13 protein-coding genes are annotated in these 17,356 nt (G+C 31.8%); 9 read left to right on the forward strand and 4 right to left on the reverse strand.

Going from position 1 to position 17,356, the window contains the following annotated elements; all coding sequences use genetic code 11:
• The first annotated feature begins 82 nt into the window (after nucleotides 1-82).
• Nucleotides 83-1,357, forward strand: a complete 1,275-nt coding sequence (locus EDB96_RS10660) for an O-antigen translocase (RefSeq protein WP_243839336.1) — start codon at nucleotides 83-85, stop codon at nucleotides 1,355-1,357.
• On the opposite strand, the gene EDB96_RS10665 is transcribed toward EDB96_RS10660, so the two are convergent.
• Nucleotides 1,354-2,490 carry a glycosyltransferase gene (locus tag EDB96_RS10665; RefSeq protein ID WP_134140707.1) on the reverse strand — a complete coding sequence of 379 codons (1,137 nt, stop codon included), beginning with the start codon at nucleotides 2,488-2,490 and terminating at the stop codon, nucleotides 1,354-1,356. The two genes, EDB96_RS10660 and EDB96_RS10665, sit on opposite strands and share 4 nt — an antisense overlap.
• A gap of 45 nt (nucleotides 2,491-2,535) precedes the next feature.
• On the opposite strand from EDB96_RS10665, the gene EDB96_RS10670 reads away from it, so the two are divergent.
• Nucleotides 2,536-3,621 (forward strand): glycosyltransferase, encoded by a 1,086-nt coding sequence (locus EDB96_RS10670; RefSeq protein ID WP_134140709.1) that lies wholly within the window; start codon nucleotides 2,536-2,538, stop codon nucleotides 3,619-3,621.
• A complete protein-coding gene (locus EDB96_RS10675) occupies nucleotides 3,591-4,025 on the forward strand; it encodes a sugar 3,4-ketoisomerase (protein WP_166669293.1) in 435 nt (144 codons plus the stop codon). Before EDB96_RS10670 ends, EDB96_RS10675 begins: the two co-directional genes overlap by 31 nt.
• Here EDB96_RS10675 and EDB96_RS10680 read toward each other — a convergent pair.
• The 3 genes from EDB96_RS10680 to EDB96_RS10690 are packed head-to-tail and all read right to left on the reverse strand — an operon-like array spanning nucleotide 4,008 to nucleotide 6,508.
• Complete coding sequence (locus EDB96_RS10680; RefSeq protein WP_134140710.1) at nucleotides 4,008-4,937, reverse strand: glycosyltransferase family 2 protein; 930 nt, start codon at nucleotides 4,935-4,937, stop codon at nucleotides 4,008-4,010. The genes EDB96_RS10675 and EDB96_RS10680 overlap by 18 nt on opposite strands.
• On the reverse strand, nucleotides 4,938-5,825 hold the full coding sequence (locus EDB96_RS10685; protein ID WP_134140711.1) for a glycosyltransferase family 2 protein: 888 nt from the start codon (nucleotides 5,823-5,825) through the stop codon (nucleotides 4,938-4,940).
• Nucleotides 5,825-6,508 carry a cell division ATP-binding protein FtsE gene (locus EDB96_RS10690; protein WP_057119081.1) on the reverse strand — a complete coding sequence of 228 codons (684 nt, stop codon included), beginning with the start codon at nucleotides 6,506-6,508 and terminating at the stop codon, nucleotides 5,825-5,827. The genes EDB96_RS10685 and EDB96_RS10690 overlap by 1 nt, the downstream gene beginning before the upstream one ends.
• A 322-nt stretch (nucleotides 6,509-6,830) precedes the next feature.
• Here EDB96_RS10690 and EDB96_RS10695 point away from each other — a divergent pair, with 322 nt between their 5' ends.
• From EDB96_RS10695 to asnB (EDB96_RS10720), 6 genes are all read left to right on the forward strand, one after another.
• A complete protein-coding gene (locus EDB96_RS10695) occupies nucleotides 6,831-9,845 on the forward strand; it encodes a tetratricopeptide repeat protein (protein ID WP_134140712.1) in 3,015 nt (1,004 codons plus the stop codon).
• Nucleotides 9,846-9,907: 62 nt separating this feature from the next.
• Nucleotides 9,908-10,771, forward strand: a complete 864-nt coding sequence (locus EDB96_RS10700) for a PhzF family phenazine biosynthesis protein (RefSeq protein WP_134140714.1) — start codon at nucleotides 9,908-9,910, stop codon at nucleotides 10,769-10,771.
• A 138-nt stretch (nucleotides 10,772-10,909) separates the two neighbouring features.
• Complete coding sequence (locus EDB96_RS10705; RefSeq protein WP_057119075.1) at nucleotides 10,910-12,661, forward strand: TonB-dependent receptor; 1,752 nt, start codon at nucleotides 10,910-10,912, stop codon at nucleotides 12,659-12,661.
• 175 nt (nucleotides 12,662-12,836) lie between these two features.
• On the forward strand, nucleotides 12,837-13,286 hold the full coding sequence (locus EDB96_RS10710; protein ID WP_134140715.1) for a hypothetical protein: 450 nt from the start codon (nucleotides 12,837-12,839) through the stop codon (nucleotides 13,284-13,286).
• 431 nt (nucleotides 13,287-13,717) lie between these two features.
• On the forward strand, nucleotides 13,718-15,394 hold the full coding sequence (gene asnB, locus EDB96_RS10715) for an asparagine synthase B (protein WP_134140716.1): 1,677 nt from the start codon (nucleotides 13,718-13,720) through the stop codon (nucleotides 15,392-15,394).
• 313 nt (nucleotides 15,395-15,707) lie between these two features.
• Nucleotides 15,708-17,324, forward strand: a complete 1,617-nt coding sequence (asnB, locus tag EDB96_RS10720) for an asparagine synthase B (RefSeq protein WP_134140718.1) — start codon at nucleotides 15,708-15,710, stop codon at nucleotides 17,322-17,324.
• The last annotated feature ends 32 nt before the right edge of the window (nucleotides 17,325-17,356 follow it).

The following is a 17,356-nucleotide window of genomic DNA, read 5'->3' on the forward strand; positions in this document are numbered from 1 at the left end:
TTAAGAAAAGAAGAAGTAACATCGGCGAAAAATCTAATTAAATTATGATTTAGTATTAAAAAAAAATTAAATCACTTCTAAATTGAATTTCTATAAAAAAATAGGTCAAACCAGTTTGTTTAAGATAACTTCTTTAAACAGTTTCAGCATTGTTCTAAAAATCGGAATTGGATTAATTACATCAAAAATACTTGCCGTTTTTGTCGGACCAAGCGGCATGGCTTTGGTTGGAAATCTTCGTAATTTTTTAACTTCATTAGAAAATATTTCCACTTTAGGATTTCAAAATGGCATCGTAAAATACACCGCCGAAAATGAGAAAAACAAAGTTGAACTTCAAAAAATAATTACAACTGTTTTTATAAGCCTCTCATTCATAGCCGTTCTTCTAGGTTTTGTTTTGTTTTTTACAGCCCAATATTGGAATACCAGAATTTTTGGAAATAACACCGAATATTTACCAGTTTTTAAAGTTTTGGCTTTGGCTTTGCCTTTTTATGCCGTTTCAATTTTTTTTGTTGCATTAATTAATGGTTTAGGGAAATTTCAAAAAGTAATATGGATCAATATCATCGGAAACATCATTGGTTTAGCGGTTTCTCTCTTTTTGATTTTACAATACCAAACGATTGGAGCTTTAATGGCTATTGTGATTGCGCCCGCGCTTTTGTTTTTCGTTACTTTTTATCTAGTTCAAAAAGAAATTAACTTTTTTCAAATTATTAAACTGGATTTATTTGACTTTAAAATCATCAAAAATCTTTCCTCGTATTCCTTAATGGCTTTGGTTTCTTCGGTTCTAGGGCCTTTTGTGTTCTTAGCAATTAGAAATCATATTATACATGATTTAGGAATTGATCAAGCTGGATATTGGGAAACCATGACGAGAATTTCGTCTTATTATCTCTTATTTATCAGCACTATTCTAACCGTTTATTTTTTGCCGAAACTATCAAAAGCATCCACTAATCAGGAAACAAAAAGTGTTTTTTGGGAGTTTTATAAGTTCATTCTGCCTGTTTTTGTTTTGGGTTTAATTGTGCTTTATTTGGCTAGATTTTTTGTGGTTAAACTGCTTTTTAGTAAAGAATTTTTACCTGTAACAGATTTGTTTTTTTGGCAGTTTCTCGGAGATATTTTTAAAGTTTGTTCACTGATATTAGGCTACCAGTTTTTTGCCAAAAAATTGACTTTGGCTTTTATACTTACAGAATTATTTTCCTTATTTATTCTGTATACGGCTAGTGTTTATTATATTCAAATATTTCAAATAGAAGGAGTTGTAATAGCTTACGCTTTTCAAAATTTGAGTTATTTGATAGTCCTTGCGATCTATTTTAGGAAAAGTTTGTTTTAGTTTTCGTTCCATTTCTGCACGTATTTTTGAGCAATATTCATATAATTATGATGTTCTTCTATAAAAGTTCTGGCACGTTGTGCTATTGCCGTAATTTCTGCTGGATTTTCAATTAAAAAAGACAATTCATTTACTAGGTAATCTACATTTGGAATAGCGTTTATACATACTTTTTCAGTAAGATTGTAATATTCCTTAAATTCAGTTTCGGCGTTGGTAAAAACGACTTTTCCTTTTGCCATTGCTTCAAGTGCATTGTATCCTTGATCGTATCCATAAATTTGATCTAATAAAATATGTGATCTATTATACAAATCGATATATTGAGAATATGGAATACTTCGAACAGTGATTATTTCAACTTTTGAACCGTATTTTTTCTCAATTATTTCCAGAGCTTTTTCAAAATAATCATTTCCCTTTTTTAAATAATTATCATTGTTGATGCCATGGAAAATGATGATTTTATCAGAAATATATAAAGATTCAAATTGAAGGTTGTCAATATTAATTGGGTTTGGAATCATTCCCAGATATTTACTGTTTCCTATTAATGGAAGATGATAATCTAAATCTGAAGCAATAATGCCCCTGCAGTTTTTGTAGATAAATTGATGCAGTTTGAGGAACTCTTTCTTGCGGAATTTTAAAACATTCGCGAAAGATTTTTTATCTATTTTATGATTTTGATATAACGGAATTACAGATTTAAAATCAGGGTTTTCAAAGCAATATTTCACATTTAAATAGTCGTAGCCACAACTCAGTAAAAACAATTTCTTATTGTTTTTTAAAAGGCTCGAAATGATTTTCTTCTCGAAATGATACGTGCAATGAAAGCTGTTTTCGTTAATTAACTGCACGACATCAAATCCTGAACATTGTTTTTCGAATGTTAGAAACTGGCGATACGTTAAATACGAGGTAATATCGAATCCAGAAAGTTTATATACTGCAATTTTTACTTTTTTTAGAAAACCAGAATCCCATTTTTTCTGAATAGGAAAGTCGACTGGGAAGTTTTTAAAACCGTCGCTCTGACCAATAATAAAAACATCATGTCCCAATTTTCGCAAACCATCTTTCAAAGAATTGTGCAAATGACTGTATTCGCCTACCAGTAAAACTTTCATTTATGTGTATATTTGACAAATATATTTACTTTTTTAGTTAAAAACATGAATAAAAAGAAAGTTGCAATTGTTTCAAATTCTTTAGGAAAAGGAGGAGCAGAACGTTTCGCAGCTTTACTGACTTTTATGTTAGAAGAATCTGGGTTTGAAGTCCATTCTATTGTTGTAAATAATGTTGTAGATTATTCATATACAGGAACTTTATTCAATTTAGAAAAAGAAAGCTTAGGCTCTTTTTCTTTCCTCAAAAAATTAAAAAAAGGAATTTTACTACGTCGCTATTTGACCAAAAATAATATAGAAATTGTCATAGACAGCAGAACTAGAAATGTATTGCTGAGAGAATTAATTACAAGATTAATTTATCAAAACACAAAAATCTATTACGTTGTGCATAGTTATAATTTTAAAAATTATTTTCCTTCGTCGGTATTTTGGTCGAAAATAATGTATAAAAATACTGAGGCTTTAATTTGTGTCTCAAAAGCAATCGAAGAAAAAATAAATCAGCTTTATAAGTTTAAAAACACCATTACAATTTACAATCCTTTTTTTATTGCCGAAGAAGAATTAAAAAAAGAGACTTTAGAAACCCAAAAAGTGATTTTGTTTTTTGGACGATTTGATGAAAAAGTAAAAAATTTTACACTAATGCTGGAAGCTTTTTCTAATTCTCAAATTTTTTTGAAAGGATATGAATTACATCTTTTAGGTTCTGGTAATGATTTGGATTTTATAACACAAAAACTTGAAAGTTTAGATTTAAATAATTACGTTAAAACATTTCCTTTCAAACAGAATCCATTTGATGAAGTTCGTAAAGCTAAATTTACCATTCTGACAAGTCATTACGAAGGGTTTCCACTTTCCATAATAGAATCATTAGCTTTAGGAACGCCTGTTGTGGCTGTTGATTGTAATTCTGGGCCACGAGAAATTATTCAGAATGAATTTAATGGTTTATTGGTTGAAAACAACAATATTAAAGCTTTATCCAAAGCCATAAAACGGTTTGCAGATGACAACGAATTGTATCATTTTTGCAAAAAGAACGCCTCAGAAAGCGTTAAACATTTGTCTTTAAAAAATATTTCTGAACAATGGAAAAATCTTCTAGCCAATCAAAAATGACCAGTATTTCAGATATTCAATTAATCGAAATTCCTAAAATTCAGGACAGAAGAGGGAATCTTTCAGTTGTTGAAGGAAATACGATTCCGTTTGTTTCCAAAAGAGTGTATTATTTATACGATGTCCCAAGCGGAAGCAAAAGAGGCGGACATGCACATATAGAGCAGCAGGAATTTTTGATTCCTTTAAGCGGCAGTTTTGATGTGATTTTAAAAGACGGGAAGAATAAAGAAATCATTACCCTTAATAAGCCAAATGTTGGTTTGCTTATTGTTTCAGGAATTTGGAGAGAACTTCAGAATTTTTCTTCAGGAAGTGTTTGTTTGGTTCTTTCTTCAGCGGAATTTAATGAAGAAGATTATATTCGAGAATATAAAAAATTCAAGTTATTTAAAAACAGATGAGCCTAAACCTAAATTGGCTAATGAAGTTTTTACTTTGGTTAAAAAAACTAAAGCAAAAGAAGGAAGAAACAATAAAATTTGTTTTTTCAAACCTAAATTCTTCATATCAATTGGTTGAGAATATTTAGTAAAAAGTGCTTTTTCTCCAGCTATTTTACTTTTTACAGCCAATGAAAACCGATTCAAATCGAGAAACTTTTTCAAATCTAAATTGGTTTTTTCTATTTTCTCATATTTCGAAAAATCCATTTTTTCGTGAATCAGTTTGTTATTTTTCGAAAGGCTTTCAGGATCGTAAACGTATCGGGCTAATATTTTCCAAGAAAAAACTACAGGATAAATAAGACCAATTCTAATCCATAAATCGGTGTCTTGACCGCTTTTAATTTTTGTATCAAAATTTCCAGCATCTGAGAAAACAGTTTTATGGAAAACAGCGCAGGAAGTACAAAGAACAGTTTCTTTTAAACTGGCTTGAAAGTAGTTTACAATTTCAAATTCGTCATTAGATTTTGAAATCGAATATTGTACTGGAATTATTTTTTTTGAAGTATCAAATTCAATTGCAGCAGAAAATACTTTTTGATCTGGAATCTTGGAAATAAGATTAAACATTGTTTCTAAAAACGTCGGATACCAATAATCGTCTGCATCGAGAAATGTTATAAAATCGGCAGCTGCTTTTTCGATTCCGTAATTTCTTGCGGTAGAAGCACCTTCGTTTTTTTTGCTATAATAATTAATTCTAGCATCATTAAACTGCAATAATTTTTCTTCGCTTTTATCTGTTGATCCGTCATTTACTACAATGATTTCAAAATCTTGAAATGTTTGATTCAAGACACTTTGTATCGTGTTTTCGATAAAATCTTCTTTGTTGTAAAGCGGAATTATGATAGAAAAGAAAGCCATTTATTTTGATTTTAAAAAGCAATAACAGCCTAATTTATAAATGTCAAATAAAAATAGTGACGGTTTTTCTGAAACTAAATTTCGCTCAATTTTAGTTTCCAATTTTCTAAAGACAAAATTAAAAACAGAGATTAGTTTTAATCTGTTTAAAAATTCAAATGATGCAATAATTTTACTTTCCTTTTTTGAAATTTTATTTGAAGCATCTAAAAATACCAGATTTTGTAATGCCGTTTTTGTTTTACTTAAAAATAGGGCAGAGGATTCTAGATTTAAATGAAAAACAGGATTTTCAATATGTGTAATCGCAATAAGATTGGATTTTAAGACGGAGAAAAAAAGTAAATCTTCATAACCGTATTTTGTCAGATTTTCGTCAAAAGGAAAACGAACAACGATTTCTTTTTTAATTAATAAATTAGAAACCAATGCAAAATCAGATGGATTCTGAATTCTGTCAGCTAAGCTTAAAGCTTCTCTTTTTCTGCCATATATCCATCGTAAAAGCAGCTCTTTTGCAGGTTTTTTATTTTCGTATAAAATCCCTCCAAAAACAACTTTTTTATTCTTTTTTATTGCTTCAATATAATTAGAAATGAATTGATTATGAACAGGAAATGTATCAGCATCCAAAAAAAGCAAATTTTCATAAACTGCTTTTTGTGCTAATAAATTTCGAATGGTACTACGGCCAATATTTTTTTCTAAAATAGAAAAAGAGCTGTTATTAAATTGATTAATTCTTTGGTTTTCAATTATAAAATCTTGCGAAGCGTCGTCTAAACAAATAATTTCAAAAGGAATATTACATTCCAAAGTTTGTTTACGCAGCGTTTCTACGAGAGTAAAAATGTTGTAATTGTAAACCGGAATTAAAATCGAAAGCATTACACGCTTCTTTGCACCACTTCGAAGATTCTTTCATCTTCACATTTTAGTGTTTTAGAAGGGAATTTCATCAATAAAGCATAATCGTGTGTTGCCATAATGATGGTTTTTCCAGTTGCATTAATTGCTTTTAATACTTCTAAAACTTCAGAACTTGTCTGCGGATCAAGATTTCCTGTTGGCTCATCGGCCAAAATAAATTCTGGATCATTAAGAAGTGCTCTTGCAATTGCAACACGCTGTTGTTCTCCTCCAGAAAGCTGATGCGGCATTTTGTTAACGAAATCTTTCATGCCAACTTTATCCAAAACTTCATCAATTTTGTGCAGCATTGCATCTTTTTCGTGCCAGCCGGTTGCTCTTAAAACAAAAAGCATATTGTCTTTGATTGAACGGTCTGGAAGCAATTTAAAATCTTGGAAAACAATTCCGATTTTACGTCTCAAGAATGGAATGTCGTTTTCTTTTATCCCTGCCAAATCAAATTCAACGATATGTCCTTCTCCTTCAACTAATGGTAAATCAGCGTATAAAGTTTTTAGGAAACTACTTTTTCCAGAGCCAGTTTTTCCGATGATGTAGATAAATTCACCGTGGTTAACGTCTAAATTAATATGAGAGATAATTTTTCTTCCTTCTTGATATATAGTGACTTCTTTAAGAGATAGTACGGTTTGTGACATAATAAATTGATTTGAATCGTAAAAGTAATAAGATAACGCTTGTATTCAAAATAAATTTCAATCATTTCTTAAGAAAAAGTTTAAAAAATTAAACCATTAGTGCCATAAGTTCATTTTAATAAATTCCAAGTAAAGCTTTTAATGCTTATATTGCTTAGACGGTTTTGATTTATTTGCTTTTTAGAAAGTTTGAGAACCAATATTTTGAAGTTTTGTAATGCAAAAAATCACAGCCGTTTAATAATTTGTTCATAATAAAACCTCAAAACGTTTCGTTATAAACGTTATAAAATGATACATTTGAATACTAAATATTACAAAAATGCGTAAACTTTCCTGGTTCTTTTTATTCCAAATTATCCTTATTTCGACCACAGTTTCGGCACAAAAATCAGCTATATATACCTACGATTTAAAGGATTTTGACAAAGCACTGGCTTTATATAATGACAAACAATATGCTTCGGCACAGCTTATTTTTCAACACGTAAAGAGCAATGCGACGACCGAGGAAGTGGAGTCAGACTGCGCGTTTTACATTGCTAATTGTGCGATAAGAACCAATCAGGCAAATGCTGATGCTTTAGTAGAAAAATTTGTCAGCGATTATCCAACGAGCACCAAACAAAATCAGGCTTATATAGAAGCAGCGCAGTATTTTTTCGATCAGGGAAATTATCCAAAAGCTCTGCAGTGGTTTGACAAAGTAGACGAAAGTTACATGAGTAAAACCGAGTCTGATAAGTTTAATTTCATGAAAGGTTACAGCTATTTTAATGCAAAAAAGAAAAAAGAAGCCACCAATTATTTTAATAAAGTAGTGAATTCTAAAGAATACGGTTCTCAAGCCAAATATTATTTAGGATTTATGGCTTATGAAGGCGACGATTATAAAGAAGCGACTAAATATTTTGACGAAGTTTCTGGCGAAGAAAAATACAAAGAAAAGCTTTCCTATTATCAGGCTGATATGAATTTCAAACTTGGAAATTTCCAAAAAGCAATTGACTTAGGGCAGACTGCAATGGCTAAATCGAATGCTTTAGAACAATCAGAATTGAATAAAATTATTGGAGAAAGTTATTTCAATTTAAAACAATACGACAAAGCAATTCCGTTTTTAGAAAAATATGAAGGTAAAAAAGGGAAGTGGAATAATACCGATTTTTATCAGTTAGGTTACGCATATTACGAGCAGAAAAACTACGAAAAAGCAATTTCTCAATTCAATAAAATTATTGAAGGAAGAGATTTCGTCGCACAAAACGCCTATTACCATTTAGGTTTAAGTTATTTAAATATAGGTAAAAAACAGGAAGCTTTAAACGCTTTTAAAAACGCTTCAGAAATGGATTTCAATGCGCAGATTCAAGAAGATGCGGCTTTGAATTATGCTAAATTAAGTTATGATATCGGAAATGCTTATCAGGCTGTTCCTGGAATTTTGCTTGATTTCTTGAAAAAATATCCAAACAATTCAAGTCGCTCAGAAGTAGAGAAATTATTGGTTGATTCTTATATTTCTTCTAAAAACTACAAAGAAGCGCTGACTTTATTAGAAAAAAACAGAACGGCTGAAAATAAAGCTGCGTACCAAAAAGTATTGTTTTACCGCGGATTAGAGTTGTATAATGAGTCTAATTATCAAGAAGCTGGCAAAATGTTCAAAAGCGCTGTAAGTGAGCAAAAAACTCCAGAATTTACAGCCCGTGCTACTTTCTGGAAAGCAGAAACAGAATATCTTAATGATGATATGCAAAATGCATTGTTAACCTACAAACAGTTTGCAGGAATGGCAGCGGCAAAATCTACAGATGAATATAAAAACATCAATTATAATATTGGTTATACGTATTTTAAACTAAAAGAATACGATCAGGCGGCTAATTCTTTTCAAGCGCAAATTGATAATTCTCCTTCAGATAAAGTTCGTTTAAACGATTCTTACTTACGTTTGGGAGACTGCCGTTTTGTGACTTCAAAATACAGTGCAGCAAATGAAGCTTATGGAAAAGCAATTGCAGCAAAAGGTGTAGATGCAGATTATGCTCAATTTCAAAAAGCACTTTCTTACGGATTCATGTCAAATAATGCGAAAAAAATTGATGAACTGAACAATTTTGTTAAGATGTACAACAAATCATCTTACCGTGACGATGCTTTGTACGAATTAGGAAATACGTATGTTGCAGAAAAGAAAAACGACCAGGCTTTAAAAGCTTACGATCAATTGATTTCTGAATTTAAAAACGGATCATTTACTTCAAAAGCAATTTTAAAACAAGGTTTAATTTATTATAATTCTGATCGTGATGAGCAGGCTTTAACAAAGTTCAAAAAAGTTGCTGCAGAATTTCCAAAAACTCCAGAGGCTTTAGAAGCAGTTTCTACAGCAAGATTAATTTATGTTGATTCAGGAAAAGTAGATGAATACGCAACTTGGGTCCGCACTCTTGATTTTGTTGCCGTGACAGATGCTGACTTAGACAACGATACATACGATGCTGCTTTCAAACAATACAGTCAAAACAATGCTAAAAATGCAATAACTGGTTTTGCTGGTTATGTGAGTAAATTCCCGAACGGAATGCATGCGCTTGAAGCTAACTTCTATTTGGCACAATTGTACTACACAGAAGGTTCTGAAACTAAATCTATTGCGAATTATCAATTTGTAATTGATCAGCCGAGAAATGAATTTACAGAACAGGCATTAAACAGATTAGCTCAAATTTATTTAAAAGCCAAAGACTGCGATAAAGCAATTCCAGTTTTAGTGCGTTTAGAAAGTGAAGCAGATTTTCCTCAGAATAAAAACTTTGCACAAGCGAATTTGATGAAGTGTTATTATGATAAAAAAGATTATGATAATTCAGTTGTTTCTGCAGAGAAAGTATTAGAAAATCCAAAAGCAGATGCAGGTGTAAAAGCAGATGCACAAATTATAGTTGCCAGAGCAGCAATACAAACTGGAAATGAGGATAAAGCAAAAACAGCTTATGCAAAATTAGCGACAACTTCTAAAGGAGAATTAGCGGCAGAAGCGTTGTATTACGATGCTTATTTTAAAACAAAAGAAGGAAAATTTGATGCCTCAAACACTGCCGTTCAAAAATTAGCAAAAAGCTATTCTGCTTATAAATATTATGGCGCAAAAGGTTTGGTATTGATGGCGAAAAACTTCTACGGATTAAAAGACAGTTATCAAGCAACTTACATTTTAGATAACGTAATCAACAATTTTACCGATTATCCAGATGTAGTTGAAGAAGCTAAAAAAGAATTGAGCGCGATAAAATTAGAAGAATCTAAAACAAATTCGTCGATTAATAAATAAGTTAGAAGTGAAACGATAAATGTCTTTACATTTTACATCTCACAAAACACATTTTACAAGTTATGAGTTTACCCTTTTATATAGTTGATGTTTTTGCCGATAAAAAATATGCTGGAAATCAGCTGGCAGTTTTTATGGATGCAGAGAATCTAAGTTCTGAACAAATGCAGCAAATTGCTCGTGAAATTAATTTCGCAGAAAGCACATTTGTAACCAAATTGGACAGAGAAAACAATAAAGCTGAGATTAAAATTTTTACTCCGGCTAATGAAATGCAGTTTGCAGGACATCCAATTATTGGAACTTCATGGGTTTTGATAAATAAAGTATTTGAAAATTCACCAAACGAAATCAAACTTAAAGTTCCCATTGGGGAAATTCCAATTCACCAAACAGAAGATTTGATTTGGTTAAAAGCAGCTCAGCCAAAATTTTGGGATATTTTTTCAAAAGAAGATTTTACACTTTTCAGTAATTTACAAGTAAGCGATTTTGAAAATCAATTTCCAATTCAGGAAGTAACAACTGGAAGTGCCTTTGTTATGGTTGGATTAAGCAGTAAAAGAGCCCTTGAAAATTTAGTTTTAGATAAAGATAAAACAGATGATTGGCTTAAAAAGAACTGTAAAACAACACATAGAGCCCTGTATTTTTATTATTTAGAAGGTTCAAAATTGTTTAGCAGAATGCTATGTATTGAACATAACCAATTGGTGGAAGATGCAGCAACTGGAAGTGCAAGTACTTGTCTTCAGGCTTTTCTATTAAAGTATCATAAACCTGAATTTGAATTGATTAATTATCAAGGAGATTATATAGGGCGTCCGTCTCAAATTTATTTTAAAGGGAAATTAATTGACGATCAGTTCGATATAAACATTGGAGGAAAAGCTCAATTTATTGCTAAAGGAGAGTGGGAAGCTTAGCTCTAACATAATAGAATAAAGAGTAAAGAAGATAGATTATAAAATCAAGAAATAAAAACAGTATATAGAGGAAATTAGAAAAAGAAGAGAAGTCTATATTCTTTCTTCTATATTCTTTTCTCTAAAAAAGAAAGAAATATGAAATTAAACTGCCGACATAAAATAATCATTTTGTTAGTGTTATTTACAGCTCAGTTTTCGATTGCGCAGAAGAAAAATGAAAGTATCGGAACGGAGACTGTAAACGTAGTAAAACCTTATTCGCCGACTATTTCTGATGCTTTTAAAGTAAAAGAAACTCCTTCGCTTGACGACAGCGGCAATCAGCCGAAAGAAGTTATTAAATATAGTATTTTATCTGTTCCTGTTGCTTCGACTTTTACGCCGTCTAAAGGAAAAGCAGAAGGTGTTGAAAAAGCTAAAAAAGAAAGATTGTTTAATAATTATGCCACTTTAGGACTTGGAAATTACAGTACTTTAAACGCAGAATTATTCGTAAATCAGGATTTAGGGAATAATGATTATCTGGCAGGAATGTTCCGTCATCATTCTTCGCAGGGAGGGATAAAAGATGTGGAGTTAAATGATGAATTTTACGATACCGCAATTAATGTTGGCTACGGCCAAAACAATAGAGATAATTCGTGGAATGTTGATTTAGGATATCAAAATCAGATTTACAATTGGTACGGACTTCCGTCAGATTTTGGTTCTACAATTCCAGATCAGCGTTATGATTTAGTAAATAGTATAAATCCAGATCATTCTTATAACACAATTTGGTTGGGTGGAAATGCTGAATTTACAGAAAGTATTTTTAGTAATCTTGCTGCAAAATTCACTCATTTTTCAGACAGCTATTCTTCATCAGAAAATAGATTTTTTGTGAAACCTACGTTTACTGTCGATGTAATGGATCAGGCGATCAAAACAAATGTAATTGTAGATCATGTAAGCGGTTCTTTTAAAAATAATTATTTACAAGATAATACAGAAGCTTTAAAATACAGTTTTACAAATGTTGGAATTGAACCGAGTTTTGTAATTAATGAAAATGACTGGACATTAGAATTAGGAGCTGGAGTTTTCTACAGCGCAGATTCTGAAAACAGCGGCAACAAATTCTACATTTATCCAAAAGTAAATGCTTCTTATAAATTGGTTGGTGATCTAATGATTTTCTACACGGGAGTAAATGGAGGTTTAACTCAGAATTCTTACGCCGATTTTGTGAATGAAAATCCATTTTTGTCTCCAACTTTAAACATGCGTCCGTCTAGCACACAATACAATGTTTTTGCAGGTTTGAAAGGAAAGCTGGCAAATAATGTCAATTATAACTTGACAGGTTCTTATATGAATGAAAAAGATAAAGCATTATTTAAAGCAAATGATTACACAGAAGTAATTACAAATGAAGATTATGCTTTTGGAAATTCATTTGGGGTAGTTTATGAGGATATTAGAACTTTCCGTTTTTACGGAGAATTAAAAGCCGATTTTTCGCAGAATGTTACTTTCGGAATCAATGGAACATTCAATAGTTACAATACAGATAACGCAGTTGAAGCATGGAATTTACCAACAATGAAATTAAGTTCAACTTTAGACGTTAATATTACTAAGCAATGGTATGCAGGATTAAATGTATTTTACGTAGGAGAAAGAAAAGATATGCAGACGAATACCTCTTTAGGAGTAAATGCTGAGCCAATTACTTTAAAAAGTTATTTTGATGCAAATGCTCATTTAGGTTACAAGTTCAACGAGCGTTTAACATTTTTCCTAAAATTAAATAACATTGGAAATCAAGCTTACGAAAAATGGTTAAATTATCCTGTACAAGGATTCCAAGTTTTAGGAGGTGCAAATTATAAATTTGATTTTTAAAGCATAACCACAAAGACACCAAGGCACAAAAATTATATATAATATAAAAGTGCCTTTTTTTTCAGCCATGAACTCATGAATTTTTTGGAGTAGATTCGTGAATTCGTGGCTGTTTTTTTTAATAAAGGAAAAACCTTTGCATCTTTGTGCCTTAGAACCACAGTACCTCAAAAAAATGACTTTTAAAGAAAAAATATATTCCCATTATACACAAATGGTTCAAGACCGAATGGATGTTTTTAGAGACATGATTACGAACTTAACCGAAGATTCTAAAAACGATGCCAAAGGTTCTGCGGGAGATAAACACGAAACTGCTTTGTCGATGATGCATATTGAACAAGAAAAGCTGACTACTAAACTAAAAGAGGCGATTGAACAAAAAGCAATTTTAGACAAAATAGATCCGCTTAAAACTACTGAAAATATAGTTTTAGGAAGTTTAGTAAAAGCAAACGGAATCTATTTGTACGTGAGTGTTGCACTTCCTAAAATAACAATTGACGGAATTAATGTTATTGCGCTTTCGCCACAGTCTCCGCTTGGAAATCATTTGATGGGAAATAAAGTTGGATTTCAGTTTGAGATTAATAAAACCCATTATACAATTGAAAGCATTGAATAATCTGTTTTAAGTTTACGAAGAACTTTGTCAAAGTTTTAAACTTTGACAAAGTTGAATTAACCAAAAAGTATTCTCCTTAATATTGTCATTCCTCGTTCTTTGGAATGACAAACGAATGTGAATTACTAACTATATGATAATCTTAAAACATGATTTAAATTAGTTATTGAAGATATTTTAAGGTTTCTTTAAAATCTCATAATTTAATTCAAAGAATTACATCTAACTTTCAGTTTTAAACCTTTTTTTTGTTCCAAATTAAAATTTTCAAGTTTGGAGCTAATTTTTACTTCTAAATTTTACATTTTGTATGTAAAAATACAAATATGATTGAAATTTGTAATTGAAATGACTATTTGTGTTTTTCAATTGTAACCAATACCGCATCTTTGCCCTATCAAAATAAAATTTAAAAATAAAAATATAGAATTATGTGTGGAATTGTATGTGCCTTTGATCTAAAACAAAAAGCCGAAGCGTTAAGACCTCAAGTATTAGAAATGTCTAAAATCATTCGTCACCGCGGACCAGACTGGAGCGGAATTTACAGCAATGATAAAGCGATTCTTTCTCACGAGCGTTTGGCAATTGTAGATCCAGCTTCAGGAAAACAACCTTTATTTACAGAAGATAAAAAATTGGTTTTGGCTGCAAATGGTGAAATTTACAATCACAGAGACCTGCGCAAACAATTCGAAGGAAAATATAACTTTCAAACTGAAAGTGACTGCGAAGTTATTTTAGCTTTATATAAAGAAAAAGGCGTAAGCTTCGTTGACGAATTAAACGGAATCTTCGGATTTGCTATTTACGATGTTGATAAAGATGAGTATTTTGTTGCTCGCGACCATATGGGAATTATTCCATTATACATTGGATGGGATCAACATGGGACTTTCTATGTAGCTTCTGAATTAAAAGCCTTAGAAGGATATTGTACCAAAATTGAATTATTCCCTCCAGGACACTATTTATCAAGCAAAGACGGTGAATTTGTACAATGGTATAAAAGAGACTGGACAGAATATGATGCTGTAAAAGATAACGAAACAAGCATTCCAGAAATCAAAAAAGCGTTAGAAGCTGCGGTTCACAGACAATTAATGAGTGATGTACCTTACGGAGTTTTACTTTCAGGAGGTTTAGATTCTTCTATTACTTCGGCTGTAGCCAAAAAATTTGCACAAAAACGTATTGAGTCAGATGATACGACAGATGCTTGGTATCCGCAATTACACTCTTTCTCAGTAGGTTTAGAAGGTTCTCCAGATTTAGCTGCTGCGCGTAAAGTTGCAGATCATATCGGAACCATTCACCACGAAATTAAATTTACAATCCAAGAAGGTTTAGATGCTGTTCGTGATGTAATTTACAACTTAGAAACATATGATGTAACTACAGTTAGAGCTTCAACTCCAATGTGGTTGATGGCGAGAGTTATCAAATCAATGGGAATCAAAATGGTTCTTTCTGGTGAAGGTGCAGATGAGTTATTTGGAGGTTATTTATATTTCCACAAAGCGCCAAATGCTAGAGAATTTCACGAAGAAAACGTTCGTAAATTAGGAAAACTTCATATGTACGATTGTTTACGTGCCAACAAAAGTTTGGCAGCGTGGGGAATCGAAGGACGTGTTCCTTTCTTAGACAAAGAATTTATGGATGTTGCAATGCGCATCAACCCGCAAGATAAAATGATCAACAAAGAACATCCGATGGAAAAATGGGTAGTTCGTAAAGCTTTTGAAGATATGCTTCCGGAAAGTGTAGCTTGGAGACAAAAAGAACAATTTTCTGATGGAGTAGGATACAGCTGGATCGATACTTTGAAAGAAGTGGTAGCTAGAGAAGTTTCAGACGAACAATTGGCAAACGCCAGATTCAAATTCCCATTGCAGACACCAACTTCAAAAGAAGAATATTACTATCGTTCGATCTTTACAGAACATTTTCCTAGTGATGCAGCGGCTTTATGTGTGCCTCAGGAAGCAAGTGTTGCTTGTAGTACAAAAATTGCTTTGGAGTGGGATGAAGCTTTCAAAAACATGAATGATCCTTCTGGTAGAGCGGTAGCAAGTGTTCACGATGATGCTTATGTTAAAGCTTAAAAAACGAGTTTAATTTTTAGAATTAGTATATATATTGCAGAAAGACGTCCTAATAAGGGCGTCTTTCTTGTCTAAAATTGTTAAATTCTCTATTTCAGTTCTTTGGAAAAAGTTTTTGGCATTTATTTAACTTACTTTTTTTATATTTGACATTCCCCGAATAAAGTTAAATCCCCGAAATTTTAATATAGAAAATTTAGGAAAGCAAAAAATAATATTTAGTTTTGCTTTCAACAGAAATTTTAATGATTTTTTAATGTACAGCTTACTTTAGAGTTGGGTACATAAGAATAAAAATAAAAAATAGAATAATATGTCTGGATTATTGGCCGTTATTGGTAAAGGAAAAGACCCTAAGCTTGTAAAAGAACTTTCAGAGAGAATGTCCCATCGCGGTCCTGATGAAAGTGATATTCATATTATGGAAAATGGCAGCATACTTTGTCATGAAAGTCTGTCTATTATTGATCTTCACTCCGGAAAACAGCCTATTCAGGGAACTCAAAAAGCTTGGATGGTGCATGATGGAGAGATTTATAATTATAAAGAACTGAAGGAAACGGTTTTAAAAGAACATACTTTTAGAACAGAATCAGATTCTGAGGTTATTGTACATCTTTATGAAGAGTTTGGTTATGATTTTTGTAACAAACTTGATGGTGATTTTGCTTTTGTGGTAATTGATGGCGATAAATATATTGCAGGTCGTGACCCAATTGGAGTTAAGCCCTTATATTATGGTTTAGATGAAAGAGGAAGGATTTATTTTTCTTCAGAAATGAAATCAATTGCAGATCAATGCAAATCATTTTCTACTTTTCCTCCAGGACATTATTATACGGCAAAAACTGGTTTTGTAAAATATTACCATCCAGAATATGAAGATCATAAAAAAGCAGATCATTCTTTAGATTTAGATTCAATTCGCCAAAGTTTAATAAACGCAACAAGCAAACGTTTATTAGCAAATGTTCCTGTAGGTGTTATACTATCAGGAGGATTAGATTCCTCTTTGACATCTGCTATAACTTCTCGTTTATTAAAAGGAAACGAAGAAAAACTGCATTCGTTTTCAATCGGATTAGATGCAGATTCACCAGATAATATTGCGGCGAGAAAAGCAGCAGAATTTTTAGGAACAGAACATCATGAAGTTCATTTTTCTGTAGAAGAAGGTGTCCAGATTTTAGAAAAAGTAATTTATCATATCGAAACCTACGATATTATTTGTGTAAGATCTGGTGTTCCGATGTATCTATTGTCTAAAGCAATTGCCGATCAAGGTGTTAAAGTGATTTTATCAGGAGAAGGAGCAGATGAGGTTTTTGGAGGACATTTGTATTTTAGAAATGCACCATCGGCAGAAGAATTTCAGGATGAAACAATAGAAAGAGTTCAGAAGTTGTTTACGGCAGATTTACTTCGTGCAGATAAAACGACAATGGCACACGGACTAGAAGTGAGATTTCCGTTTTTAGATACAGAATTCTTAGATGTAAATATCCGTATTAAAACAGAAGAAAAACAGCCTAAGACTTATGATGGAGTTGAAAAATACATTTTAAGAAAAGCCTTTGATACTCCCGAAGATCCATACTTGCCGGCAGATGTTTTATGGCGCCAGAAAGAACAATTTTCAGATGGAGTTGGGTATAATTGGGTTGATGAATTAATTGAATATTGTGCTTCACAAGTTACAGATGAACAATTGGCTGGTGCAAGCGCAGAATTTCCATACAATTCGCCAACGACAAAAGAAGCGTATTTATATCGATCAATTTTCCATAAATTCTATCCGCAGGTAAGTGCCGCGCAAACAGTGCGTAAGTGGATTCCAAAATGGCAGGAAAACCTTGATCCAAGTGGAAGAGCAAATGCTGCACACTTACAAGGAAACTTTGAAAGCGTAAAATCTGGAGTTGCAGTTTAAATCCCAAACTTTTAAATCTCAAATAAATAAAT

Source organism: Flavobacterium sp. S87F.05.LMB.W.Kidney.N, from assembly GCF_004366435.1.
Taxonomy (GTDB): domain Bacteria; phylum Bacteroidota; class Bacteroidia; order Flavobacteriales; family Flavobacteriaceae; genus Flavobacterium.

What these genes read in the sequence shown, in the direction of transcription:
- EDB96_RS10700 (WP_134140714.1), top strand. Translation starts at nt 9,908, where the DNA reads ATGAGTTTACCCTTTTATATAGTTGATGTTTTTGCCGATAAAAAATAT.
- EDB96_RS10705 (WP_057119075.1), top strand. Translation starts at nt 10,910, where the DNA reads ATGAAATTAAACTGCCGACATAAAATAATCATTTTGTTAGTGTTATTT.
- EDB96_RS10710 (WP_134140715.1), top strand. Translation starts at nt 12,837, where the DNA reads ATGACTTTTAAAGAAAAAATATATTCCCATTATACACAAATGGTTCAA.
- EDB96_RS10665 (WP_134140707.1), bottom strand. Translation starts at nt 2,490, where the DNA reads ATGAAAGTTTTACTGGTAGGCGAATACAGTCATTTGCACAATTCTTTG.
- asnB (WP_134140716.1), top strand. Translation starts at nt 13,718, where the DNA reads ATGTGTGGAATTGTATGTGCCTTTGATCTAAAACAAAAAGCCGAAGCG.
- EDB96_RS10690 (WP_057119081.1), bottom strand. Translation starts at nt 6,508, where the DNA reads ATGTCACAAACCGTACTATCTCTTAAAGAAGTCACTATATATCAAGAA.
- EDB96_RS10670 (WP_134140709.1), top strand. Translation starts at nt 2,536, where the DNA reads ATGAATAAAAAGAAAGTTGCAATTGTTTCAAATTCTTTAGGAAAAGGA.
- EDB96_RS10695 (WP_134140712.1), top strand. Translation starts at nt 6,831, where the DNA reads ATGCGTAAACTTTCCTGGTTCTTTTTATTCCAAATTATCCTTATTTCG.
- EDB96_RS10685 (WP_134140711.1), bottom strand. Translation starts at nt 5,825, where the DNA reads ATGCTTTCGATTTTAATTCCGGTTTACAATTACAACATTTTTACTCTC.
- EDB96_RS10680 (WP_134140710.1), bottom strand. Translation starts at nt 4,937, where the DNA reads ATGGCTTTCTTTTCTATCATAATTCCGCTTTACAACAAAGAAGATTTT.
- asnB (WP_134140718.1), top strand. Translation starts at nt 15,708, where the DNA reads ATGTCTGGATTATTGGCCGTTATTGGTAAAGGAAAAGACCCTAAGCTT.
- EDB96_RS10675 (WP_166669293.1), top strand. Translation starts at nt 3,591, where the DNA reads ATGGAAAAATCTTCTAGCCAATCAAAAATGACCAGTATTTCAGATATT.